Origin of the sequence: Fulvivirga ligni (genome assembly GCF_021389935.1) — a bacterium.
Lineage (GTDB): Bacteria > Bacteroidota > Bacteroidia > Cytophagales > Cyclobacteriaceae > Fulvivirga > Fulvivirga ligni.
Window position 1 is genome coordinate 808981 of sequence record NZ_CP089979.1, and the last position, 25563, is coordinate 834543.

Here is a 25563-nt window from a genome sequence, read left to right on the forward strand (position 1 = left end):
GAAGCACTATAACTTTGAAAAAATGCTGTAACTCGAAGACATAAATAAAAGCCACTCCAAAGCATAATGTAGTGTGTCCAACTAGTTATGATTTAGGGTGGCTTAACTATAAGCTAACGGAATGTATTTCAAAGGTATAGCTCTTTAAGCTATGATGTTAGAGCGTTTTTCCGGTATTCTTTTGGTAATTAGCCCCTTTAGCAATTACGGTTGTAAATTGAAGTGCTTTACTACCTCGTCATAATTACTGTAATCTATACGAGCAGAGCTACTGCCTTCCGGTATAATAATGTAACGGAACCTGTTCCCTCTGAATCCAGCGTATTGTAGCTCAGTAAGAGCTCTATTTGTACTCACTAATCTTATATAGATCCCTTGATAATTAGGTGTATTACTTCCAAATGTGAAAGAATATAAGGTATTGGTCCATCTACCCGGGCTATCCATTAAGTAAACAGAGCTAGTTCCGTATTGGCTTAGATACACGAGCACAGCACTATTATTCCTTAGATCTGAGTTGCTAATACCATCTATATCGATTATCATGGATTTGGAAGTTGACTCATCTAGTCTATTCCAATTGGCATCTATCCATGCAGATGCAATCACGTTGGCATTTCCGTCTTCGCCATCTTCACCATCATCACCTTTATCGCCCTTTTCTCCCTGGTCTCCTTTCTCCCCTTGTATACCTTGCTCACCTTGTGGGCCTTCATCTCCTTGCGGTCCTGGATCACCATCCTTTCCACATGATATGATAATTAGTGATAATAAAAGCGAAAAAATAGACATTGAAATTTGATAGTTAAATCTTCTCATTTTAAAAATTGGTTTAGTTCATGAGAGCAAAAGTAGCTGATCAAATTTCCTCCTGTAAGGGTTCTTTTCTCCTGATTATCAGGGGATTTATACCCTGCATAAAAAAAGAAAAGGTGAACTCATAACCATGCTTCCTGGCTGAGCTCACCTCTCATAAGAAGATATTATATATGATTTAGATAGTTACCCTACCACCTGTAACTTCGATGGTGGCACCACTGATATAACTAGAATCCTCAGAAGCCAGCAGCACATAGGTCGCCGCTAATTCTACCGGCTGACCAGGCCTACCTAAAGGGGTATTTTTTCCAAAGTTTTTTACTTTTTCTTCTGGCATAGTAGCTGGAATAAGTGGTGTCCAGATAGGGCCTGGTGCTACGCAGTTTACACGAATGCCTTTCTCAGCTTCTATCTGAGCAAGGTTAGAAGTAAAATTTTGAATAGCTCCTTTGGTGGTAGCGTAGGCCAGTAGCACATCCGAAGGATGATAAGCATTTACTGAGGTAGTATTAATGATTGTACTGCCAGGTTTCATATGTGGCTCTGCAGCTTTACACAAATAAAACATACTGTGAATATTGGTTCTGAAAGTATAATCCCATTCTTCACTTGGAATATCCTGTAGTGATTTACGGGCTTGCTGAAATGCAGCATTATTTACAAGAATATCAATCCCTCCCATTTCTTCCACCATAAGTGAAATCATGTGCTTACAATGTTCTTCATCGCCAATATCGCCCTTGATTAAAAGAGCTTTTTGATCTGCATCAGTAATGTATTTGGCAGTATCTTTAGCATCCCCATCCTCTTCAAGATAAGAGATAACTACATCAGCACCTTCTCTTGCAAATGCAATGGCTACGGCTCTTCCAATTCCAGAATCACCGCCTGTAATCAAGGCCTTTTTACCTTTTAACTTTCCGCTTCCTTTATATGAATTTTCGCCATGATCCGGCTTTATATTCATAGCCGATGTAGTACCTGGCTCATCTTGCATATGCTCATCGTGCGGTGGAGTTTTATACTTAGTCCGAGGGTCCGTTTGGGTTAATATGTCATTACTCATAATTATATCTGTTTAGTTGATATATTAATATGAGTAAATTTTGTGCCATTAAAGAATATTGCTCTAATACGTTCTATCCACTTTAGACACACCAATATCTGTGGAAAACTTAGACCATCGTGAGCATATTGCCACATCAGAAGGTCACTTCACTGAGAAGGTAAAAGCGTCCAGTGCATTTATAAAGGCATATTGGCCTGGTGGTAAACTATCGGACAGCACTATTTCGTATATATTTTCACCTGCTGGTTTAAGGTTAAAATCAACAAGATTTTCTTCTTGAATGTTAATTACTCCAAAACCCAGTTTAACAAGAGCCACCTGCCTTCTCTTCTTTTTCATCTTCAGCTTACACAGCTTCAGATGTTGCATATTTAGCTGGCTAGAATGAATTAACAGTCGTAACTGATTTTGTGGAATTTCCAGCTCAGACTTATTGCCGGAAAACTTCATTCCCATCCAAAACCCAAACTTTATATCTGGAGTTTCCTTAGAAAGCAGTGTTAAGCTATTGCTAGCACTGTTCCACCAGTAAGGCACGTTAGTAAATTCAGGCTTAGGTAAGCTCTGAGAATATGCGAAGAGTGCGTTTGTGCTAAAGAAGATAATTAATAATAGGTATTTCATAAGTCCAGAGATCAGTAGTTGTCTAACATTTAAGTTAGCGCCTAAAATCGTCTACGCTAATAATGCGGACCAAAAGCTTTCCTAAACTGATAAGAATCATAGCGATTTAATCCATATTAATTAAATCTTTTCTAGACTTCACTTTTAATTTTGTATAGATGCTTGAAATATGACTTTTCACCGTACTTATTCCGATATTAAATTCATCTGAAATTTCCTGATTAGAAGCACCTTTCTTCAGCAACTCATAAATCTTTCTTTCCTGAACACTTAACCTTTTCAAGGTTCTATTTTTGGTTAAGCCCATCTTTCCGATCATGATACCAACAGCCACACAAAGCATAGCTGAAACCAACCACCACCAGGAAAATTCATTTGCAGGTGTAGCACTTATTGGTATTTCTGCCCTGAAAGCATTAAAGTAATCATTGTCTTCATCTTGCCACTTTTCCAAATAGCCATTATAAAAACTTTTGTTCTGATCTATATGGCCATGAAAATTACTTTTATAAACTGCATAAAGTGACACTAAAGGTGTTTTTGCCGTATCCGCCATGTATAGCAGCTCTCTTTGCATTTCATTTTCTAGAAATTGCCTCTTAGCTTCAGTGCTATATGAAGCAATACTATCATTTCTATAAACCAAATCCGTAATCTGCTGGAAAGCAAGATTATCACCACCATCAAATTTTACATATCTAAACGGAGGACGCTGACTCTCACTTTCCAATTCAATCACTGAATGTTTTGAAGCAAGTAAGAACAAATGATTCTCGTCCTTACCACCAATAACTAAAGAATATGGACTGTCATTCTTTTTGGAAATATGGAGCCTAAGCAACTGATTTTGTTCTGGAAGAAAGCTGATGTCAATCTTAAAATGTCCGGTGCTATCAATATTACTTTTTGCGAGGATCATCTGACTGGACATACTATACATATCCTCAAAAGTAGGTATGTATGAAAGGTATACCTTTCTATCCCAAGAATCATCCAGCTTGACTATTCCATCAATATAGCCCTTCCCATTTTCTTTAGGATCCGCTCCAAATAAATCTCCTAAAATCAGGCGGAAGATTATAGTCAAAATCAAAGCCTTCTGCATTCTTATTGTCTTTTATTAACATGCATTGAAGATTCAATGGCTATTTCTCCTGACGCCTTGTTTGGAATAATCTTAATTTTCCAATCACCTTCCTGAGGGCTCAGCAGGGTTTTCACATAATTACCATTTACAATTTCGCTTTTAGATGAGATTTGTGTTGCCACAGAAAAATGTCCTAATATATCACCATCAGGTTGATATATTTCAATGGTTACAGACCCTCGCGTAACTCTACTTTTTATTTCAAGTGTAAAATCATTAGTCTCCTTATCTATTGTTATCGCTACCTCCTCAACTTTGGAATCATCTTTAAATTCAATGCCTCTACTAGTAGATAGTGTAGCAGGGCTGGAAGGGTAAACAAAATTTTCTGGTTTTTTTCTGGGCTCGCTTTTGTTATTCTGTGCTGATGCCAGGTTTAAACAAGTGAGCAACAAGGTAGTAAACAATATTCCTTTCAATAATCTCATGATCATATTTTTTTGGTTTTACATAAATGCAAAACTATAGTACACCTTTACCACCCGAAGAATTATAAAGATGGAAAAAGGTATGACAATGGTACTAAAAATAGATTTTTTTGGTCAGAATACGGAGTTTTTAGGAAAATCCCGGAGAGTTGTGTAATTAGAATTGCTAGATTCTCTTTTTTTCATGGAATTAAGAATGAATAACTTAAGCCATTAATTCCGCCATCTCTTCATATGTTTTGCTGGATTTTTCAGGCTTCTCTATTTCTATTTCAGGATAATCCTCCTCTTCAACATGATTGGTTTTGGCATTCATGAATTGAGACAGGTAGTAAAGACAGAATGGAATCAGCTCAAAGAAAATTCTATATTCCAGAATTATTCCGAAAAGAAGAATAGATGCAATGAAAGCGTAAGAAATTACCTTCATAATCTTGGCCTCTCTACTGAATGAAGGAATTAGGATAAACGCCAATAGCATACCGCCATTTACAAATAATGGCATTGAGAACTGATATAAGAAGATCTTAATATTGTAGAATAAATAAAGACCTTGAGGCTTATTATCTACCAGATGGGCGTGCTCCATCGTGAAAAATGGAAGTGGTGTACCAAGCATTATGTCAATAATCACCTTAACCGTTACAGACAACACTCCTGAGATCAGGAAATATTTTACACGCATTTTCCAAGGCTGATCGATTAATAGGAAACCCAGGCAAAGTACTAAGGCTGTTTCTTTAAAACCCATGGCCAATGGTAAAAGCAATAGCATCCAATTATACTTTTTCTTGAAGAGAAGGGCCATAAACAAAACAAACCCCAGCACTATTGGCATGTCCCAAGGGTAAATCCGCAGTAGTTGCGGAACATAGCCAAAAACCATGGCAGCAAAAGTCCCTATAATATAGAATATGCTTTGCCTTCCAAATAAGTATATATATGTGAGGCCAATAAGTACGAACCAGAACACAGTCCAAGTACCTACAGTAAGCGCTACATTTTTTTCAGAAGTGAGCGATTTACCTGTAAGACTGGCAGTAGCTTCAGATAGCTCAGTAGATAAATAGTTACTAAAAATTCTGGGCTGCCAAGCCACCTTTATAGAGTCCTTATATGACTCCATACCATATGTTAGTGTCTGAAAATTCTGCCGGTTAGTATCAAACTGCCTGGAAAGGTGCGCACTCTGATAAGCCATGGCTATACTTAAACCGATCAAAATGATAAAGGATATAGCATTACCTTTGATCAGCTTATGCTGAAAGGAAACCAATTTTTCATGAAAATTGATTAATGTAGAAAATAACTTATTACTGGGCATCTAACTATAGAGTTTGGGTTGAAATTCAGCAACTATAATAATTAACAGATAAATTTAAAGATTAATAGAGGCACTGATGAACCAAACGGATTATTAACATATTAATTTTGTTCTGTAATCTAATGATCACAGTCATGGCACTTCAAAACCTTTTATTAATTCTCAAATTTTAGCACAGTAGTAGTATGAGGATTAATATAAAAGTAGCTATCCATAATAGTTGAAAAAAGCTATTTGCTTTAAATTTTAGACAGCTTTATTTAAGCACGCAATTTAAAACTATTTATACTCTTCTCATAGAAAGGATAACCGGTAAATATTGGTTAACTAACTAGTAAAGTAAATTTTTAATCAATTTTCTGATAAGTCCCACTCTCCAGCTTTAACAATCCAGACTTAAGATGGTTCAGCAAATTCACTAGTTTGGGCTTGGTAGATTCGCCCATTAAAACATTTAATCCCAGCTTTGGCGGACCCGACGCTTGGAGTTTATTCATCAGATTTTCAAAGAATTCAATACCGGCACCTGTCTGATCTTTTGAGGCTATCTTTCTGAAATTCAGGTGATCAAGAACTACTTCCATATCTTCTGAAGTAAATAAGAAACTCTGTTTAGGGCTACTTGCCCATGGCATGGGATAAGCAATGTCACCGGAGTTTTTTCTTAAAATATCATAATACAATAAATGGCCCCCGGGCTTTAATACTCTATCTATTTCAGAATAAAATTTTCTTTTGTCTGCAATATTCATTTGTACATGTTGTGTCCACACTACATCAAAGCTAGATTCATCAAAAGGAAGCTCAGTAGCGTCGGCTTGAATGAAAGAGCTTTTATCACTCAACTTTACCAGCTTGGTAAGTGCTGTAGCTGTACGGATATATTCTTGGCAGAGGTCAATGCCAACTGTATTGCAATTATAATCATCTGCAAGCATACGGCATGGACCACCCAAACCACAACCGACATCAAGTACTTTAAGTCCTTGAAGTTGTATTGATTGGGCCAGCTCTTTAGAGACGGCTGCTCCTCGCACGTGAAATTCGTCCACCGCGGAAATATGGTCTCTTGAAACATGGTTAATATCTACATCGCTTTCTCGAAGTCTGGTAAGGATGTCTTCATAAAGTTCATCTTTTGAATAATGCTCTTTTAAACTGGTGGCTAGATCTTCCATAATTATCAGTTTTAAGGTGAGACTATATCAACTTACAAAAAATAATTCAAACACGAATGAGAAAAGTCATAAATAAACCTAAAGCATAAAAAAAACCGGCTATTGAAAGCCGGTTTTTCCAGTTTATAATATGTCATCAACTAGAAATATATTATGAAACTGCACCTTGTAGTTTTTTACCATTTTCAGGTAAAGTCCTTGTTAACCAGCCTCTTCTGCTAGCAGTAGCAATGGCATATGGTGTAATCCAGAATAATGAGAATGTGTAGAATATACTATAAGGATATGCCCATAAACATTCTCTGATATTATGTCTTCTCGCAAAGAAGAATGCCTGAATACTTGAGAACACCATAATACTTACTAAAGTCGAGGTGATGAATAATAGCGGATGAGTAAATACGAAGAATAACATCAGCATGATCATCGGATATGATAAGATCACTTTCAACCACTGGTTTAATAAAAGTATTCTTGTACCCGTTTTGGGTCCTTTACGGAAATTAGTAAAGGCGAATTTACTCATCATAATGTTTTCTCTTACATTACTTCTTTCCCATCGGATGAACATCTTATATAAGTTCTTATATCTCTCTGGTGTATTTGTAAGCACGTAAGCGTCTCTTTGGAATAGCACTTTATAACCTTGTTTCAAAATCATGTTGGTCATAGCTCTGTCTTCACCAATATCAGACACCTGACCCATGAAGGTTTGATTAATCCACTGAGGCAAGCATGCTTTCACAGCTTTAGCTCTGTAAGCTGATAGCGCACCCGGAGTACAAAGTACTGAACCCAACACGCTTTGTGCAGAACGCACAAACTCAAAACTAAATGTAAAGCTAACGTTCAGCATACGTGGTATTAGTGCTTTTTGATTATTTAACACTCTCACATTACCTGCTACAGCACCACATTCTTTATTAACTACAAACGGGCTCACCATATTTCTTAAAGTATCCTCCTTAACTATAGAATCACTATCTACAGTTACGAATACTTCACCTTTACCTAAATTAAAACCTCTGTAAAGGGCATGTCTCTTACCTTTATTTTCAGGCTGCTGTAAAATGTTTACTCTTGAACCTAAAACTTCTTTTGCTTTCTGCATCCACTCCCAAGTGTCATCTTTACTACCATCATCTATGGCCAGCATTTGAAGTTTTTCTTCAGGAAAATCACTTTCAGCCAAACTCATTAATGTTTCATATACCAGTTTACCCTCATTGTAGGCTGGCACTATCACGGTAGTCACTGGCAATAACTCATCAGCAACAGATTTTATTGGCTTATACTTGAGGAAGAGTACCAATATGAACACCAAAAACGAAATTTTCAATGTTAATAAAGTAAGGCTCAATACGATTAATGGAACACCCCATGATGTACTCATTCTTTCTAAGTGTACCTCCTCAAAACTAGACTGAAGTGCAAATATGAGATAGACAGCACCACACATCAGCAAGAAAGTACCAAAAAGCACAAAATAAGCTGTGGGGGTCATTTGCGAAAGTTGGCTCTTGATAGAACCTGAAAGTTTGCCAGAGCCTTTTGTAGACTCATTTATAGACTGGTTTGGTTGGTTTTTTATGTTCATTTCAGTTAAAGACATAGTTAAAATTGATAATTGCGGCGCCTATGGTTTCTTTGATGTAATCACTTAAAAACTACTTACATCGTAAGGTGCAGTTACATTTGCGCCATTGCTGATTGTAATTGTCAAAGACTGAGCCAGTGAGCATAAAGTTCTCAAAATGACTATTTTAGCCATTTTAAAGTGTTTTATGCTATAATGAAGCCCCAACACATTGTAGGATTTTCCTACACTTTTTTCCAAAGTTGTAGGAATCCAGAGTGGCTGATCTCCTGTAAGAGCCGATTTGAAAGTCAATAAACTCAACGATTTAATAATTTTCCCATCAATATCTTACCCTGACACGATTACGCTAAATCGGTTTAAAATGCAATAGGTGAGGGAATTGACTAACTTATCTTTTGGCACCATCATGTCTTCATGATGGTTAACTACATAATTTTCAACTTAACCTAAACCTAATGATGAACCAATTACGCTCGAGCGTGATGCTTTTGCTTCTCGCTGTGCTTTCCTATTCTCTAAAAGCACAAACTGGAAACACTTTTAAACAATGGGGTACAGAAACCTTTTCTCAGATAGACCAGGATTTCCGCTTACCCAATAGTAATCTTTATCGGGAGACTACCAGTACTCAGAATATAGCTTTCAACTGGCCCATCGGTGTGCAGTTGCATGCCCTGATAGCCGGTAGAAAAATCGCTATGGCTGAGGCCCTGGCTAATGAAATACATGACAAATACTGGTGCTTTACCAACAATCGCTGGGGGTACAATGCCTCGGCCAATTCCTGCGGAGATAGATATTATGATGATAATGCCTGGATGGCTAAGGCCTTGATGGAATTATATCAACTAACCTCAAACACCACTTATCTCAATAGAGCGAAGGAAACCATTGCCTTTAGCATGTCTGGCGAGAACAGATCTGGCGAAAGCCCGGGAGGTGGTATTAAATGGCATGAAGGTGATACGGAAGGTCAATGTCTGTGCGGCACAGCTCCCACCATGGTCACCAACCTCATGATCTATCAAGCTACTGGCGAGCAACAGTATTATACTGACGGCCTTCGACTCTATAACTGGGTGAAAGCCAACCGCTTCGGGCTAGGTGGTGGTTATCGGGGATATGAAAATGCGGTGATCACACAGGCGGCCATTCGGCTATTTCAAATTAGCGGCAACCAAACTTACTATAATGACGCAAAGCACATGGGACTGGCCATGGAAACAGTTTATATCAATTACAATACCCATGCTCTGGCAGAAACCGGTCAATGGGGTGGTCATGACATGTCGGCCGCTTATGTAGAGTTATATAACCTGGATGGCGATCCGAACTGGCTCAACATTGCCGCGGGCTTTCTTAATTATCTGCATACCAACTGTAAAGATGGTGCTGGTCGCTACCCTGAATGGTGGAACGATCCCGAAGCTTCAGGAAATCCGGCATTACTTTACCAGGCATCAGCCGCCAGAGGGTTTGCTGAAATGGGCAACACACCGGGTGGAAGCATCAAACAACCTGATCCCGTGGCGATTTTTAGAGATGTTGACTATGCTGGTTTTTATTCCACCGGCCTTCCGATAGGGAAATATACCACGGCAGATCTGGAATTCAGAGGTATGCCTGATAATCAAATAACATCGGTGAAGGTGAGAGACGGCTACAAAATCACCATGTATTTGAATGATAATTTTCAGGGCGACTCACTGGTAAGGACATCGAATAGTAATTATGTGGGGGCTACTTTCAATGATAATATTAGCTCTGTAAAAGTAGAAGTAGTTTCTCCCACGGCCGTATTTTATAAAGATTGCAACTTTAACGGACAGGCTGTGAATCTTACCGCTGGAGATTATTCTCTTACTGATTTGCAAGCCTTTGGTTTGAGGAATAAAGACATATCTTCCATCGCTCTGACCAGTGGTTATGAAGTAACGCTTTACAAAGGTGCTAACCTGAACGGCGAATCGATTACCATTACTGCCAATAACAGCTGCCTGGTAGGAAACAGCTGGAATGATAGCACCTCCTCGCTGAGCATTAACTGTAGCTCAACACCCATAACGCCATACCTTTCCATAAACGGAGGTAGCCTTCAGGCTACTGATGAGGCAGCGGTATCCGAAGGGGGATCAGTCACTCTATCACCACAGCCCAATGACGGCAGTTGGAGCTGGAACGGACCCAATTTTAGCAGCAGTCAGAGACAAGTGACGCTAAGCAATTTACAGCAAAGCCAAAGCGGTATTTATACGGCCACCAATACTTCTTCTACTGGCTGTATTAGATCTAAGGATTTCTCGATCACCGTTCAGCCAACTTATGCAGCCACCCTTTTTGCTGACTGTAATTACGGTGGTGCTTCCGCCGGACTTGCCGTGGGGGATTATGATATGTTCGCGCTTATCAACCTGGGCATGGCTAATGATGTGGCCTCCTCACTAAAAGTGGCTCCTGGCTATGAAATAGAAGTTTTCCAGGATTACAACTTCACTGGCGCCAGCTATACCTTCACTGCCGATGATAACTGCCTGGATAACAATGGCATTGATAACTGGATTTCTTCAGCAAAAGTAAGAGCTGCTACCAACAACTTTTCCACATTGATAGAAGCCGAGGACTACAGCAGCATGTCGGGCATCCAAACCGAAAACACCACTGATACCGGCGGGGGACTAAATGTTGGCTACATAGAAGCGGGCGACTGGATGGCGTATACTAATGTTAATATTCCCAGCTCGGGTAACTATCTGATAGAATACCGGGTGGCCAGTATGAGCGGTGGCGGCAGGCTTTCTCTGGATCTTGACGCCGGAGCAACTGTGCTGGGTGAGGTGGGCATTCCATCTACAGGTGGGTGGCAAAACTGGACCACAGTGTCTCAAACCGTGAGCATAAACGCTGGCACCTACAGTTTAGGAGTATACGCTCAAAATGGCGGTTGGAATATTAACTGGATACAAATAAGTTCGGCCTCAACCGTCACAGGTGCAAGGGAAGCAACTAAAGCCATGGCCAAAAGAGTAGCTGATGTTACCATATATCCAAACCCGGCAGAGAGCGAGATAACAATACAAGGTTTTAAAGAAGCCGAGAAGCTGGCAATAACAGTAATCAACAGCAAAGGACAGCCAGTGAAAACGGCGACCACCACCAACCACACGCTAGATATTTCTGACCTGCGACCAGGCATTTACCTGCTTCAGATCAGCGATAGTAAAACGACTTTAATGAAACGATTTGTGAAGGAGTGATTAGGATTAAAGGTTGCAGGGTGCTGCAGCCTTTTGTTTTTGATTAATTATCATCTTTAGCTAAAACATTATCCTTGATATAGTCTTTAACTACTTCATTTTGATTAACTGGTTCACCTTCCCACTCCGTGGCACGGAAATCCCAAAGTACAGCGTTATCATGAAACTTTTCAATTTCAATAAATGGTAAAAACTTAGGAATTTCTGTTATCCAAAAATTACCTTCTCCACCAGCATAAGCGCCGACAGGTCTGAAGTAAGCATTAAAGATTCTTCCATCAACCCTTTCGCTATAAAAACTTTCAACGCTAAAATTATTCCAGGCAAATGGGTTAACCAGATTGATAATAACCAAACCATAAACTACTAATGCATTTAAAACAGAGATTGAACGAATTGAAATTTTCACCCATTTAATCTCTATCCGCTTTTTAAAAGCAATATTTAAAGAAATTGAGGTGAAAAACACCATCAAAAGATATATCGAGGTAAAAGCTATAAGGATAGTCCGTTTTATTGGTTTCATCTGAGTTAATTTAATTTAAATAGTCTAGAATAACCTCTCTCTGATCCGACTTTCAGACAGTCTATCAAAATCAACTAAATTATTATTAATAACAAATTGATAGAGGTTCTTAAAAAGGTCTTGGCAGTGGATCAAATATGTTTCGTCTATTTCTTTTCTATCGTTGCTTTCTAAAAAATCAAGACTGCGCCTAACAAAGGCCATTGCCATCACATATTGTTTTCCCTGAGATAAAGCAATTACATGATTGACATAAGTGGTAAATTCATATTGCAAAATATTCCTTTTAAAATATCTCAGAGGAACGGTGCTATTTATCTGTTCAATATGATGGTTCATATTGAGAGTTAGTGGAGACCAATCAAATATTAAGAAATGATCTAGAGGCTCTCCATCCATATCGGTCCACACCTCATAATAACCAACGGGCAGGTCATAATTTGATCGATCAATCTTTGCGGAATAGATATCAATAATTGTTACAAGCTTACAATGATTCCCTTTATCAATACGGAATTCGAATCTACCAAACTCAAAAGTTAAATCTTCTTTATTATTACCTTCCAAAAAATCAATTCCTAACTCTTTGTCGGCCTCAATACTGGAATCTAGCACCTTAACAACCATAGCTAAAGCCTTCTCTTTGAGTGAATACCTGGTCGCCAATTCAATGAGTTCTTCATGGATTTTCATTCTCTTCTAATGCTTTTTATTTTTGAACACCTCATTTTAATTCCTCCCCAAATAATTCCGTACTATCCTTTACCAAACTATCTTTTTGCTGTTTTTCATATTGTTCCCTAAGATCTCTATCAGGCTCAGAAACCAGTTCTAGCCTATCATTTTTGGTGTCAGACTTTCCCTTTCCTCCATCACATGCTAATAGAATCAATAATGTGAATATGATTGTAGTAACTCGCATAATAATATTGATTTAAGTGATGTATAACATAAAGTATTACTGTCCACTTTACTCCTCCAGAATAAGCTTCCCTTCAGAATAAAAACCTTCTGCATCACATTGTATCATACCTTCACATTCACGCCTAAAAAAGTCCATTAACTCACCATTTATAGCATACCCATCATCATCATCAATATCTGAGGTTGGTAGCTGGTTGCATAAAATGAAACTGGTCTTGCTTAAATGCTTAAGAACTTTTTTCTTTTTAGAATCAAACCATCCTGGTTTACCAATTGCTTCTTTAAACTCCTCTATTTCTTCTTCAGCCAGTCCATCAGATGCTTCTATCTCGTTTACTTCAACTAAAATGGGGAGTTTACCTTCTTTATAAAATAACTCAAAATGGGTCCAATCATCAGACATTAACTCTGGCTCTGACAAATTTGAACTGGCATTGAAGCCATTTAATTTCAGGTTTTGTAGTATTTGACTTACTGTTGGTTTCTTTTTAGTAGTGCAAAACACTCTTGTATAATATCCCATACCTGATTTAATGATTAAAATAACAATTTATTGAATTAAGAATCTTAACACAAAATCAGGCCTGAAATCGCTTATCAATATTATGGACCGGATTATTAGTTAACCTCTCTCAAAGTCGGTTCCATCCGCACATTGATCACGTGGATATATTTGTCTTTCTCCTTTAAATCGGCCCAGGCTATTCTGAAAAGGTAGAAAACATGGTCCTGCTCGAAAAAATGGATGATGCGATTATCAGCAGAAAACAGGTTTTTAGAGCTCTCTCTACTATCAAAAATTACCTGATCACCATTTTTAATCATATAAAAAGTGCCTTTGTAATAATCTGATACCAGAAATTGAAAAGGCCCAAGGAAGGAGCCACTTTGTAACCATTCTCCTTTTCTTTCCTTCGTCCATTTAATGTAGGCATAGTTTTCAGTGGACGTGATTTCATTTTTGGCTGTTTTAAAGGAATTAAATAAACCGGTTTCACCTAAACTGATTTGACCGAGAATTTCGTCTTCACTGTTCTTTATGATCAAACCATTTTTCGTTCTCTGTCCATGCAGGTTCTTAAATGCGGAATATGAAGTATTTCCCAATTTCTGAGTCATCACTGTATCTCCAGTTTTCACCGTCAGCTCCGGCTGGATTAAAATGCCGTTCTCATCAAAGGCTGTCCAATTAGTTGGACTCACCGTAATTTTAGGCTCTGATAAAGTTTTGCTCACCACCATTTCTTGCTTAAAAAGGATGATAATTACTCCCACCACTTCCAGAATCAGCGCAATGAATATACGTTTTCGGTAATAATCAGGAATTTTTATCCAACCCGGTATAGCTGCTATCCCAATAATGGCGGTAGCAAAGAAAATAACAAGAAAACCGTATTTGAGTATTTCGATGAACATAGATAATTGCTGAATACTTTTTAATTCAATTTCTCATATTCATAATCGAGCGTAAGATCTTCACCATGCATTAGACCTGACTCATGTATTAAGCTATTCTCATCGTCATATTCCATCTTTTTGAATTGCAACAGCTTATCACTTAATGTTCTTACCTCTATACTTACATTGTTCCCATGATCATCATATCCATAGGTGATTTTATAGTGGTTGTTACTGTAAAAATCCTTTTTCAATTCAGAGATGAGTAGTCCATCTTTATATTCTGATTCTTCAGAAATAATGATCTGATCAGATTCACTTCTTTCCTGATAAAGAGTGACGTAGCCTTCATCATTATAGACGGTTTTTCTGTTGCTTAACAGTTTATCATCAGCATCCAGCACTTGAATACCCTCAGTATTAGAGGCTTTATCAAAAGTCAAAATGTGCTTTTCATCAAGAACTCCATTGTTAAAAAACTCTCTGACTGACTGGATACCATCTTTACTTTCTGCCATTCTTGAAATTTCTTCGCCATACTGAATGCTTCTTTCTGTCTTTCCCCCATCAAAAATGTCGACCACATGTTCTTCGAACAGTTCGCCTGATATGAAATGCTTATTATTAATGGCCGTGCCATCTTCATTATAAATCACTTCTGTTCTAGAGAGCTCAACACCATCCTGTTCTTCGACTTCCTTGATTATTTGACCCTTTTCATCATATTCCGTTGTAATATATGTTGGAGAATAATCTTCATAGTTGACAACAGATTGAACCAAGCCTTGATCATTTATAGTCTCTTCACGTATCAACTCCCTTTCATCATCTCCATTAATCTGATATACCTTTACTTTTATCATTTATAGTTGAATAGTTAAATTTTAAGCACAAGTATATACATCTATTTTTGAATAAGTAATTGACTGCTAATAATTAACCTATTAAAAAGACGGAGGGCCTGTGCATATTGAATCAGAACCGTTTTCATAAAACCGGTCTAGTCATCGAGAGCCTCAGACTGACCTAAGGTGGTTGTACGTGAAAATATTATTAAAAACTGTTTCATTAAGCCAAACTAGTTACTCTAGCAAAGTCCCCCTGAGGCACTCGAAGGGTAGACTTTCTGCAAAGCCTTGAAGGCGCAACAAGTTTACAAGAGCAGAATTATCGAAATGAATCCGTTTACATAAAACCGGTCTTAGTCTTCGAGTGCCTCAGACTGACCTAGGTTCGTTTTACTTGAGAGCAATAATAAAAACTGTTACTTAAGCCAAACTAGTTACTCTAACAAAGTCACCCTGAGGTACTCGAAGAGTAGACTTTCTTTAGAACCTTGAGTACGCAAGAACTTTAAAAGAGCAGAATCATCGAAATGAAGCCATTGCCATAAAACCGGTCTTAGTCTTCGAGGGCCTCAGACTGACCTGGGATGGTTTTACTTGAAAGCATTATTAGAAACCGTTTCATTAAGCCAAACTAGTTGCACTTACAAAGTCACCCTGAGGTACTCGAAGGGTAGGCTTTCTGCAAAAGACTGGAGAACTTAAAATTTGAGTTTCCGCCGAATGCTTTTCCATAAGTCGGTTGGAAATTTATACTTTTCATCAATAGTTAGCTTGCTACTAAATTGATAGCGTCGAATAAAATCTGCTCCATTTTCATATTCGGGTGGATCTACGTAGCTTATTACACCAATCTCCGAATGAAGCATATGTTTTATTTCCAGAAAGTATTTATGACAGATTTGCTTAGTTCCATTCAGCGTTAAACTCATTACCAATTTATCATCCGATAATATATTGGCTCCTACCATAATTTTATGCGGATTATCATTGTCTTGATTCCAATAAAACGTTTGGCTTAGATTTTTATGATCAATGAAATAACGAATCATCTCATCCTCACTTTTAAATTGATAATTTAAATTATCTGGAGGATTACAATAATCGAGGTTTATTTCCTTATGATTCGGAAGAAAGTGACATAATACCCTATCAATGATGTCTTTAGAACATTCATTAGCAATTACGCTACAAACAACATCTCTGATATATTCTTCCACTTTTAAATATTGGACTCTTATTTTTAAGAGTAAATTTCTTTTGCCATAAATAAAAACAGTCGATATAATCGGCTGTACAAATTCTGAGGTTGATAAAATAGCTCTTTTGACTATACAAAAATCTGAACCAAGAAAACAAGGGCCAGTACGCCAAATATGATTCCCCAGTACTGAAGCTTAATCCAAAATAAAGAATGATTTGGTTTAAGGTTTATTTCCTGACCTGTAGCCTTGTCAATCACTATTTGACCTTCTTGTTCGTTCCATTTTTTTCCCATGAACCAACTGAATGCGCCTGCGGCAAGACATGCCACCACAAATGCATAATTGCTCAGATCTTTAGGTAAAATAGAAACGCAAAGAGCAAAGGAGAGAAATAAAATGAGCACTGAGAGGAAACCTCTGCCAGACCAAACTATCATGTTAAAAAAGTTTTAATTAGTAATATATTTTGTTTTGACAAAAGACAACTATTATGTCTCGAACCTTCAATAATACTAATTAAAACTCTCTAAACAAAAAAGCCGATCAATGACCGGCCTTTTGATTATTTATACATTTCATTATACTTCCGTTTGCCGGTGTCTAGGAAATCTATGAAATTTTGAACATCCTTGTCGTAAGCTACCGGTTCTACTAACACTTTTTCATCTGCTCCGACTAGCACATAAAATGGTTGGGCGTTATTGTCAAGGTTAGTAATTTGTAAGTCGGCGTTTTGCTTACCAATGGTTTTCTTTACCTTATCATCGTATTTAGAAGTATACCATTCTTCTTCTGGAAGTTCTGTTTTATCATCTACATATAAAGCTACTACCACGTAATCTTCCTTCAATCTTTTCAGCACTTCGGGGTCTGACCAAACTACTGCTTCCATTTCACGACAGTTAGTACAGCCATGTCCCGTAAAATCTATAAAGAGCGGTTTATTCTGTGCTCTGGCACATGCCAAGGCCTGATCGTAATCGAAATATCCACTTATTCCGTGGGGTAAGTGAAGAAAATCAGCATATTTAGGTTCTTCACAATTTTCAATTTCACTCTCTGTTTCCACCACTGTTGTTACATTAAAATCATGAGTATGCATAGGTGGCAGATAACCAGCAAGGGCTTTCAAGGGAGCTCCCCACATCCCTGGTATCAGATAAATAACAAATGTGAAAGTGAGTATTGCTAGTATTAGACGTGGTACGGTAATTATTTCCAGCTTGCTGTCGTGAGGTAATCTGATTTTCCCTAATAGGTAAAATCCCATCATGGCTCCTACTACGATCCAGATAGCAATGTTAATTTCTCTATCCAAAATACCCCAGTGATAAGCCTGATCAGCGATGTTGAGGAATTTAAATGCCATGGCTAGTTCTATAAAACCAAGGATGACCTTAACCGAGTTTAACCAACCCCCTGATTTTGGCAGGTTATTCATCAAACCTGGAAAAATTGCAAAAACCGTAAACGGAATAGCGAAAGCCAATGAAAAGGCAAACATTCCCAACACCGGCTTAAGCACCTCACCACCTGCAGAGCTTACCAATAAACTTCCTACTATGGGGCCTGTGCAAGAAAATGAAACCAGCACCAAGGTAAAGGCCATGAAAAACACGCCTACCATGCCGCCCTTATCTGCCTTCTGATCTACAGAATTAACAAAGGAATTAGGTAAGGTGATATCAAACAGACCGAAAAACGACAATGCAAATACGATGAAGATTGTAAAGAAAATTACATTTGGAAGCCAATCTGTCGCCAGACTATTAGCAGTTTCCGGCCCCATAATTGGTGCCAGTGCTGATCCTATTAGCGTATAAATTACAATGATTGATAAACCATAAATTAATGCTTTACCCACACCATGTTTTTTGCTAGTGAAGTAGCTCACCGTCATCGGAATCATAGGAAAAACACATGGAGTTAGTAGGGCAGTAAGACCGGCAACGAAAGCCACTATCATAAACCAAAGTAAGGACTGATCCTTTTTTGAGTTCATCTTCATGGTCTCATCCATTATGGGACCTGTATTTTTTGCCGGATCATATTTTGGCTGAACTGAGGTATTTTCCTTCGATTGCTCATCTACCTCTGATGTGGCCGCTGCGCTATCTTTTGTTTCTGAAACCTTGGCCTTATCTTCCTGTGAAGGTGCCCCAGCTTCTTCGGCTTTAGTCGGCGCTACTTTTGGTTTTTCATCAACTGGTTTCGGAGTTATGCTTTCTATAGCTTCAGAAACCTTGAATTTAGAAAACTCAAAATCATAATCGAATGGAATACATTGGCCACTGATATCCGAACAAACTTGAAATTCATAATTTCCAGTAACCTTTAAATCAGGTGATAATACTTTGATTTTTTGCCTAAACTCACCATGCTTTTTGAATATCCTAACATTACATTCGAAGACATCATCAAATTTTTCAATGGGTTTAATCGCCTGGATATCACCAATTAATTCAAAACTCTCATTCCCATTAAAATGAAAAGTAGTAACCATAGGACCACAATCAGGATCAAAATCTGATGAGTATAGGTACCACTCTGGATCTATGGTGGCCTCGAAAATTAATTCTATTTCCTCTCCTACTTTTACCTCTTGCTTACTGGCAGATGTTTTCCAGGTAGAAGGTGTCTTTACCTGAGCCTGCACATGGAACAATAAAAAAAGCAGTGCTGCTATAAGAGTGGCGGTGCGCTTCATTTAAATTTCTAGTTTTCTTTAAAACACAAAAGTTAACTCAAAACTAACAGAATATGCGTCAAGATCGCCACCACCGCCAGGATTATCACCTGTACGGGTATAATCCGCAAAGCGAACGTCTACACTTTTAAAAGTTGTGATGCGTTTTGTTTTGCTTGAAAATGGTCCTTTAAACCTGGCCAATCCATATAATGGTGAATATTTTAGTCCCAAACCCATGGCTGTACTTGTGAGTGCCGAAAGGTCATAATCAGAAGAATAATATTCCTCTGTTTCCTCATGCTGGCCAAATGGTGCAAAATATTTAGAAGCCGTTTGCTGGTGATATCTAAAGAAAGGATAAACAGTGAAGAAGCTGGTCACCTTCACCGGCACTTCCAGGTTTACAGTGTGAGCATCTATGTCAAAATCATCATGATAGTAGCGGTAATAGCCTCGAAGAATAATGAGGTCATTCAGATAATAATTAACGCGCAAGCCAATTGGAATTTTAGTTCTTGAATCTGGCAGCTTTTCAACCATTACTGTCTTTGAGTTTAAATCATTGATTCCATCATTGAAATAAACTCTATGAAAAGGTGTAGACAAAAGCCCGGTCTGATAAACATATTCCAAAGACAAAGAGGCTTGTAATCGTTTAGTCAAAACCTGGGCAAGGTTGGCAGAAAAATTATACGATTGTCTCTTATCAGTATCTACTAATTGTGTACCATCTCTCAACTCAGTGGGATAAATCAATTTCCATTTATCAATGTATGCTAACCCACTAATGTTGATCTCTGTGTTGCTGTTATTAAACTCCTTTGCCCAGCCAAAGCCAAAAGAGGAAGAAGTGTAGTCAAATTCAGTACTAAAACCTGCCTTAATGCTATAAGTAGAATTGTTTGGCCTTTTTACGGAATAAGTAGCGTTAATATAGGAACGCGTATCAGCACTTGAAGCTGAAGAAACATTGGCTTTTCCTATCTGATCAGACGACGCTGATGAATAGTGGTCAAACCCAAAGTAAGCAGACAATGTTTTGGTGGTATCTAACGGAATGATAATCATTACTGCCGGTGCCACGTTCGTCAATTCTTCCGTACCCTTGCCTCCAGTAACTGCAGCATTATTTCCATCCTGCTCGTAGTAGTTAAACAAAAAGTTGACTTCCGTTTCGTTTAACTTCTTTCCTTCCTCACTTTGATCATCCTGAGCCAGTACTACTGATGAACATAGTAACAACCCAGCAAATAAACTTATTCTTAATTGCATCCGCATCCTCCCCCTGTTTTACCACCATTGGCGCCGGAGGCTCCTTCGCGGTACGCTTCAAAATTGGTTTCAAAAACCTCAACCTTTCTGGCATTCAGCTCCATATTTTCATCATTGAGGTAAACTTTCTGATATGCAGCTACTGAAACACAACTCTGCGTAACTCCCCCAAGACCTATTATCATCAGGGCCGCTAACCATAATTTAGTTCTTTTCATGTCCTACGTTATAAAGTGTGGTATCCTGCTCGGCTACCGTATTATTTTTATAATAATTTAATTTCAAATTATTGGAATAGCTTAGCTCATCGTGGTCATCAACTAAAAAACATTCTATTCCTTTTAGCTGGTTGATTAAAGCCAGACCTTTTTCTTTTCCGAGTACAAAAACAGACGTGGCTAGAGCATCTGAAAGCTCAGCATTTGGGCAAATGATTGTAACACTTTTTAAACCCTGCACCGGATATCCCGTTCGCGGGTCAATGATGTGGCTATATCTTTTGCCATTGATATCAATAAACTTTTCATAGTTGCCAGAAGTAACTACTGCCATCTCGCCTACATTTAGCCAGCCAAGCACATGAGTTTTATTTTTTGGATCTGCTATGCCTATGGTCCAGTCACTGCCATCAGCCTCTTTTCCCCAGGTAAGTAAATCTCCACTGGCATTTACAATTCCACTTTTTATACCCATGGAGCGCATAATCTCTCTACCTCTATTAGCGGCATAACCTTTTCCAATGGCTCCGAAACCAATTTTCATTCCGGCCTCCTTTAGAAAAACAGAATGATCATCATAGTTTAAGATTATATTTTGATAATTAATTTTTGAGACCGATTGAGCCACTTCTTCAGCTGTTGGCAAATCTTTTACAGAACCATCAAATTTCCAGATCTTATCCACAGATGCATACGAAATATCAAAAGCTCCATTCGTTAAGTCAGATATTTTTTTTGCTCTGGCAATAAGATCAAATAGCTCTTTATCCACAACCACAGGGGCAATGCCAGCATCTCTGTTGATTTTACTGGTTTGAGAATTTTCATCCCAAGAAGATATCACCTTTTCAATTCTTGTTACTTCTTCAATACAAGCATTTATGCTCTCCCAAGCTAAAGCCTCATCATCTGAAACTGCCGTGATCTCAAAACGAGAGCCCATGAGCTTCAGTACTTTTTTATGCGCCTGGTTTTGAGCCTGACTTGAAAGACTTGTAAACAGTAAAAGAAGAATGATAAAGGACTTATTCACTTAATTGTTGATAACTTTTTCTAAATAGTTAATAAAGTTTTCACTGCCACCAGCCTGATAACCTGTTTTAGCAATTACATTTTCATCTCCATCCACTAGCACCACCAAAGGAAATGCTCCGTCATTGTTATACTTTGCCGCCAGAGCTTCATTAGCTTTTACTTGCTCTTTCGGAATGGCATTTTTCTTTAGTCTGGGAAAATCTGCCAAAACTAATACTAAGTTTTCTTTCGCGTATTCTTGAAACTTTTGATCCTCAAACACCTCTCTGGTAAGTTTAATACATGGTTTGCACCAATCCGAGCCAGCAAAACTGATCAATACCGGTTTATTTTCGGCTTTCGCCTCTTTTATGGCTGCCTCAAAATCAGTGCGCCAAATGCTTTCACCATCCTGGGCAAATACCGACAAAGAAACTACACTAAGTAAAAATGCCAGCGTTATATATTTCATTTTTTTCATAATCAAATTCTTTTAGTCACAGCACGTAATAGCGTTAGAGAAGGTTGGGTGCTATTACATTTTTTAACAATAATTCTACAGAGAAAATCAGACCACTTTCTTAATTAACGAAAATTGCGGGGCTTACAGATGTCAAAAATAGGAATTGGTTGTAATTACTGCTCAATCGAGGCCGCCTCAAATGTCATCAAATCCTCATTTTCAAATTCATAGCTGATTTTGATAGGGTTGCAGCAAACTTCACAGTCTTCAATGTACTGTTGTTTTTTTACAGAGATATCAAGAAACATGGAAATGTTTTCTCCGCAGTAGGGACAGTTGAAATGATGTTCTAGTTCGAGCATGAATAATAAACAGTGACCATCCCGTTAGGTTAAAAATATTATCAATGAGTAACTTTCCACCATGAATATAGTAGTACTCGATAGCTTTACCATAAATGCTTTCCCAGAATATTGGGAGCCTTTCAGAAAATTAGGAAACTTAACTATCCATGAAAAATCTTCTCAGGCGGAAATTGTGGAGCGAGCCGCAGATGCGGACATTGTGATTTTAAATAAATGCAGAATGACTGCCGAAATCATAGTGCAGCTACCCAAGTTGAAACACATCGGACTTACCGGAACTGGTTTTGACCATGTAGATCTGGAAGTAGCCCGACAGCAAAATATTGTGGTGAGCAACGCTCCTGCTTATGGCGCAACTTCCATCGCCCAGCATGCTTTTGGTCTTTTACTACAACTGACCAACCGCATAGATCCGAAAAGCAAAAATCTGGAATGGGTGAGGGATACCAGGTTCAGCTATTACACCAATCCGATGGTAGAACTCAATGGGAAAACCATGGGCATTTTGGGCTGGGGAGCTACCGGCAAAGAAATGGCCAAAATTGCTGCTGGTTTTGGTATGAATGTGATCATTCATTCAAAGCATGCCACTGAAACCAGTGTGGGTAAGCTCTTGTCGATCGAAGATTTATTTTCTGAAAGTGATGTGATTTCTATTCATGTGGCACTAAAACCAGCAACTACTGGACTCGTTGATTCATCATTATTGAAACTTATGAAACCAACAGCCTTTCTTATCAACACTAGTCGCGGGGCAGTAATAAATGAGGCTGATCTGCTGCAGGTTTTAAACGAAAATAAAATTGCCGGAGCAGGTTTGGATGTGCTATGTCAGGAACCACCGGCTGAGAACGAACCTTTGCTACAAGCCAAAAATTGCATTGTTACCGCGCACATCAGCTGGATGACCAAAGAGGCGCAATTAAGATTACAAGAAATAGTGCTTAACAATGCACGAAATTTTATGGAGGGAAATCCTGTGAATGTAGTTTCCTGATCAAGGTAAAATCTCAATGGGCGTTCCTATAGGTACATGATCATAAAGTTCTTTCACCTCAGCGTTGGTTAGGGCCATGCATCCATTGGTCCAATCGCGCCAGCGCTGAAATTTTCCAATATAACCCTGACCATTTTTTAAGCCATGGATTTTAATATCTCCCCCAGGATTAAGTCCCTGCGCTTTGGCTTTTTTTCTCTGTTCTGCTGTAGGATAAGAAATTCCTAAATTTAAATGATATCCGCTATTCGGATTCTTATCATTGATGGTGTAAAATCCTTCTGGCGTTCTGCCATCTCCTTCTTTCTGTTTATCGCCCACGGGATGGTGTCCTAGTGAAATTTTATAGGTTTTTAAAATTTCCGATCCGGCTAAAACCTGAAGTTCTCGCTTTGATTTATAAACTACTAATCTGGTAATTTTAGAATTGGTTGGTAGCGGTGGCTCAGGCCAATAGTAATATACTATCAATGAAATGACGGCAATAGTTATCAACAATGATGTTTTCTTAATCATGTTTAGATTGACATCATTTTGATGTTTTCATACTCAAATTATAATGAACACTTCTGCCCGATCCGATTGAAACGAATATTCGCTTTAGTACCAAGTCTTGTAAGTCCCTGGTGGCAGTGGCTTTGGAAGATTTAGTTATGCTCATATATTTCTTCGCACTCATTCCTCCTTCAAATCCACCCACACCCCTGTCGAGCATTTTTAAGACGACTTTAAGCTGACGATCATTCAGCTGATCTCTATTCAAATCCAGGAATTTTGCTTTTTCCAATGTAAATCGAATTAACTGATCGGCATTTCGCTGGGCTTCTAAAATGGTATTACAGAAGTAGATAATCCAATCTGTAATTTCCAGTGAACGTTGAGCATTTTTTAAAGCATCATAATAGGCCTTTTTATTTTGCTCAATAGTCGTAGACAAACTCATCACCAGTGGTCTGTCCAAACTTTCCGAGAGACATTTCTCAGCAATAGCCCTACCGATTCGGCCATTTCCATCTTCAAAAGGATGAATTGTTTCGAAGTATAAATGGGCAATAGCAGTTTTTATAAGTGCAGCTTTGATATTTTTTGATTCAACTTTAAAGCCTTTATACCATTGGATAAATTGGTCCATCTCTCTGGGAACAATGTCCGATGCCGGGGCTTCAAAATGTATAGTCTCCTTTCCATAGCCTCCGGAAACTATAACCATTGCCTCTTTTCCGGTACGATAAATTCCAGGTTGAATTGTTTTAGATTTCAGGAACAATAATGAGTGCCAATCTTTGATTAGTTTTTCTGTAAATGCTGATGAGAAATGTTCTCGCACTTCTACCATAAGTTCGGCAATACCACGTACATTAATGTCTTTTATTTGACCAGCTCCAGAAATCCCCAAGCGATTTTTAATTGAGGACATCACATCCTGGCGACTATAGTATTCACCTTCGATCTCAGAAGTTTTTATGGCTTCATCAATCATAAACTGTAAAATAGTTTGCTGTTGAAAATCCGATGGTAAAGAATCTATAAGCCCTCTTACCTCTCCTGTTTTCTCAGCAAATTCAAATGCAATATGATCTATTACATCAGCTTCATATTCGAATTTGGGCCAGTTCTTAAATTGCCAATTATAGGTCATGAGCCGATTATTTAATCTAATTGGCTCAAATATAGTAAAATTATGAGCCGATTAGAAGAGTTAATCGGCTCACGGTTATTTTCTAAAGTTCTAGATCATCAAAAGCCAATTCCTGATTTTGCTTGATCAGAATGTATTCATCTAAGTTTTCTGGCCTGCCATATTTCCAATAACTGCCCCAAACATGCTGAATAAACCATTCTGGCTCATGTCCCCAGCGATTTTCCTGATGGCGGCGATCCAAAAAGGTAGGTTTATCGATTTCCAGCAAAATTTTCTTATCGAACAGGCTGCGCAGGTCTGAATTAAAGAACACGAGAATGCCTTCTACTATAACAATACCCGTGTCACTGTTTTTTATCGCCTGTATAAGGCCTTTAAAATTCATGGAAGCAGGATGTTCCCAGTCAATTCGATCATGAATTTTCGGAATTTCATCCTCAGGGTTCACAAAATCATCCTGATGCAGAATAGTGACCTTTTCCCTTCCATAATAATCTGCTAATTTCTCTGCCAGACTGGTTTTCCCTGCCCTGCTCAATCCTCCTATTCCGATGACCATTTT

27 protein-coding genes are annotated in these 25563 nt (G+C 38.3%); 2 read left to right on the forward strand and 25 right to left on the reverse strand.

Features of this window, described 5'->3' with window-relative positions; translation table 11 throughout:
* Positions 1–204: 204 nt before the first annotated feature.
* The 8 genes from LVD16_RS03585 to LVD16_RS03620 form a co-directional block, all read right to left on the reverse strand.
* The gene (locus tag LVD16_RS03585; protein WP_233774634.1) at positions 205–819 is read right to left on the reverse strand and encodes a collagen-like triple helix repeat-containing protein; all 615 of its coding nucleotides are present in this window, start codon (positions 817–819) and stop codon (positions 205–207) included.
* 175 nt (positions 820–994) lie between these two features.
* Positions 995–1885 carry an SDR family oxidoreductase gene (locus LVD16_RS03590; protein WP_233772218.1) on the reverse strand — a complete coding sequence of 297 codons (891 nt, stop codon included), beginning with the start codon at positions 1883–1885 and terminating at the stop codon, positions 995–997.
* Positions 1886–2029: 144 nt separating this feature from the next.
* Positions 2030–2512, reverse strand: a complete 483-nt coding sequence (locus LVD16_RS03595) for a hypothetical protein (RefSeq protein WP_233772219.1) — start codon at positions 2510–2512, stop codon at positions 2030–2032.
* 106 nt (positions 2513–2618) lie between these two features.
* Positions 2619–3617: a helix-turn-helix domain-containing protein gene (locus LVD16_RS03600; RefSeq protein ID WP_233772220.1), complete on the reverse strand. Its 999-nt coding sequence runs from the start codon at positions 3615–3617 to the stop codon at positions 2619–2621.
* Positions 3618–3619: 2 nt separating this feature from the next.
* Positions 3620–4087, reverse strand: a complete 468-nt coding sequence (locus LVD16_RS03605; protein WP_233772221.1) for a hypothetical protein — start codon at positions 4085–4087, stop codon at positions 3620–3622.
* 205 nt (positions 4088–4292) lie between these two features.
* Entirely contained in the window at positions 4293–5411 is a 1119-nt protein-coding gene (locus LVD16_RS03610) for a hypothetical protein (protein ID WP_233772222.1), read from the reverse strand.
* Positions 5412–5758: 347 nt separating this feature from the next.
* Positions 5759–6589, reverse strand: coding sequence for a class I SAM-dependent methyltransferase (locus tag LVD16_RS03615; protein ID WP_233772223.1), 831 nt, complete (start codon positions 6587–6589; stop codon positions 5759–5761).
* A 151-nt stretch (positions 6590–6740) separates the two neighbouring features.
* On the reverse strand, positions 6741–8201 hold the full coding sequence (locus LVD16_RS03620; protein ID WP_233772224.1) for a glycosyltransferase family 2 protein: 1461 nt from the start codon (positions 8199–8201) through the stop codon (positions 6741–6743).
* Between the two features lie 443 nt (positions 8202–8644).
* Here LVD16_RS03620 and LVD16_RS03625 point away from each other — a divergent pair, with 443 nt between their 5' ends.
* Positions 8645–11443 carry a carbohydrate-binding protein gene (locus LVD16_RS03625; RefSeq protein ID WP_233772225.1) on the forward strand — a complete coding sequence of 933 codons (2799 nt, stop codon included), beginning with the start codon at positions 8645–8647 and terminating at the stop codon, positions 11441–11443.
* 43 nt (positions 11444–11486) lie between these two features.
* On the opposite strand, the gene LVD16_RS03630 is transcribed toward LVD16_RS03625, so the two are convergent.
* The 14 genes from LVD16_RS03630 to LVD16_RS03695 all read right to left on the reverse strand — a co-directional run bounded on the left by LVD16_RS03630 (position 11487) and on the right by LVD16_RS03695 (position 22359).
* A complete protein-coding gene (locus tag LVD16_RS03630) occupies positions 11487–11969 on the reverse strand; it encodes a hypothetical protein (RefSeq protein WP_233772226.1) in 483 nt (160 codons plus the stop codon).
* Between the two features lie 24 nt (positions 11970–11993).
* Positions 11994–12662 carry a hypothetical protein gene (locus tag LVD16_RS03635; RefSeq protein WP_233772227.1) on the reverse strand — a complete coding sequence of 223 codons (669 nt, stop codon included), beginning with the start codon at positions 12660–12662 and terminating at the stop codon, positions 11994–11996.
* 31 nt (positions 12663–12693) lie between these two features.
* Positions 12694–12891 carry a hypothetical protein gene (locus tag LVD16_RS03640; RefSeq protein ID WP_233772228.1) on the reverse strand — a complete coding sequence of 66 codons (198 nt, stop codon included), beginning with the start codon at positions 12889–12891 and terminating at the stop codon, positions 12694–12696.
* Positions 12892–12939: 48 nt separating this feature from the next.
* Positions 12940–13416: a hypothetical protein gene (locus tag LVD16_RS03645; RefSeq protein WP_233772229.1), complete on the reverse strand. Its 477-nt coding sequence runs from the start codon at positions 13414–13416 to the stop codon at positions 12940–12942.
* 95 nt (positions 13417–13511) lie between these two features.
* Complete coding sequence (locus tag LVD16_RS03650; protein ID WP_233772230.1) at positions 13512–14309, reverse strand: hypothetical protein; 798 nt, start codon at positions 14307–14309, stop codon at positions 13512–13514.
* Between the two features lie 20 nt (positions 14310–14329).
* Positions 14330–15154: a hypothetical protein gene (locus LVD16_RS03655; RefSeq protein ID WP_233772231.1), complete on the reverse strand. Its 825-nt coding sequence runs from the start codon at positions 15152–15154 to the stop codon at positions 14330–14332.
* 683 nt (positions 15155–15837) lie between these two features.
* Positions 15838–16356, reverse strand: coding sequence for a hypothetical protein (locus LVD16_RS03660; RefSeq protein ID WP_233772232.1), 519 nt, complete (start codon positions 16354–16356; stop codon positions 15838–15840).
* Positions 16357–16466: 110 nt separating this feature from the next.
* Positions 16467–16778: a hypothetical protein gene (locus LVD16_RS03665; RefSeq protein ID WP_233772233.1), complete on the reverse strand. Its 312-nt coding sequence runs from the start codon at positions 16776–16778 to the stop codon at positions 16467–16469.
* Between the two features lie 125 nt (positions 16779–16903).
* Positions 16904–19048 (reverse strand): protein-disulfide reductase DsbD family protein, encoded by a 2145-nt coding sequence (locus tag LVD16_RS03670; RefSeq protein ID WP_233772234.1) that lies wholly within the window; start codon positions 19046–19048, stop codon positions 16904–16906.
* Positions 19049–19066: 18 nt separating this feature from the next.
* Positions 19067–20302 carry a DUF3570 domain-containing protein gene (locus LVD16_RS03675; RefSeq protein WP_233772235.1) on the reverse strand — a complete coding sequence of 412 codons (1236 nt, stop codon included), beginning with the start codon at positions 20300–20302 and terminating at the stop codon, positions 19067–19069.
* Positions 20293–20487, reverse strand: a complete 195-nt coding sequence (locus LVD16_RS03680) for a DUF4266 domain-containing protein (protein ID WP_305039002.1) — start codon at positions 20485–20487, stop codon at positions 20293–20295. Before LVD16_RS03680 ends, LVD16_RS03675 begins: the two co-directional genes overlap by 10 nt.
* Positions 20488–20506: 19 nt before the next feature.
* Positions 20507–21553 (reverse strand): FAD:protein FMN transferase, encoded by a 1047-nt coding sequence (locus tag LVD16_RS03685; protein WP_233772237.1) that lies wholly within the window; start codon positions 21551–21553, stop codon positions 20507–20509.
* The gene (locus LVD16_RS03690; RefSeq protein WP_233772238.1) at positions 21554–22015 is read right to left on the reverse strand and encodes a thioredoxin family protein; all 462 of its coding nucleotides are present in this window, start codon (positions 22013–22015) and stop codon (positions 21554–21556) included.
* A gap of 155 nt (positions 22016–22170) precedes the next feature.
* A complete protein-coding gene (locus LVD16_RS03695) occupies positions 22171–22359 on the reverse strand; it encodes a CPXCG motif-containing cysteine-rich protein (protein WP_233772239.1) in 189 nt (62 codons plus the stop codon).
* A 61-nt stretch (positions 22360–22420) separates the two neighbouring features.
* Between LVD16_RS03695 and LVD16_RS03700 the strand changes: the two genes are divergently transcribed.
* Entirely contained in the window at positions 22421–23359 is a 939-nt protein-coding gene (locus LVD16_RS03700; protein ID WP_233772240.1) for a D-2-hydroxyacid dehydrogenase, read from the forward strand.
* Here LVD16_RS03700 and LVD16_RS03705 read toward each other — a convergent pair whose 3' ends face one another.
* The 3 genes from LVD16_RS03705 to LVD16_RS03715 form a co-directional block, all read right to left on the reverse strand.
* Positions 23360–23875, reverse strand: coding sequence for a L,D-transpeptidase family protein (locus LVD16_RS03705; protein WP_233772241.1), 516 nt, complete (start codon positions 23873–23875; stop codon positions 23360–23362).
* Positions 23876–23888: 13 nt separating this feature from the next.
* Entirely contained in the window at positions 23889–24998 is a 1110-nt protein-coding gene (locus LVD16_RS03710) for a Fic family protein (protein ID WP_233772242.1), read from the reverse strand.
* Positions 24999–25080: 82 nt separating this feature from the next.
* Positions 25081–25560: a nucleoside/nucleotide kinase family protein gene (locus LVD16_RS03715; protein ID WP_233772243.1), complete on the reverse strand. Its 480-nt coding sequence runs from the start codon at positions 25558–25560 to the stop codon at positions 25081–25083.
* Positions 25561–25563: the final 3 nt, after the last annotated feature.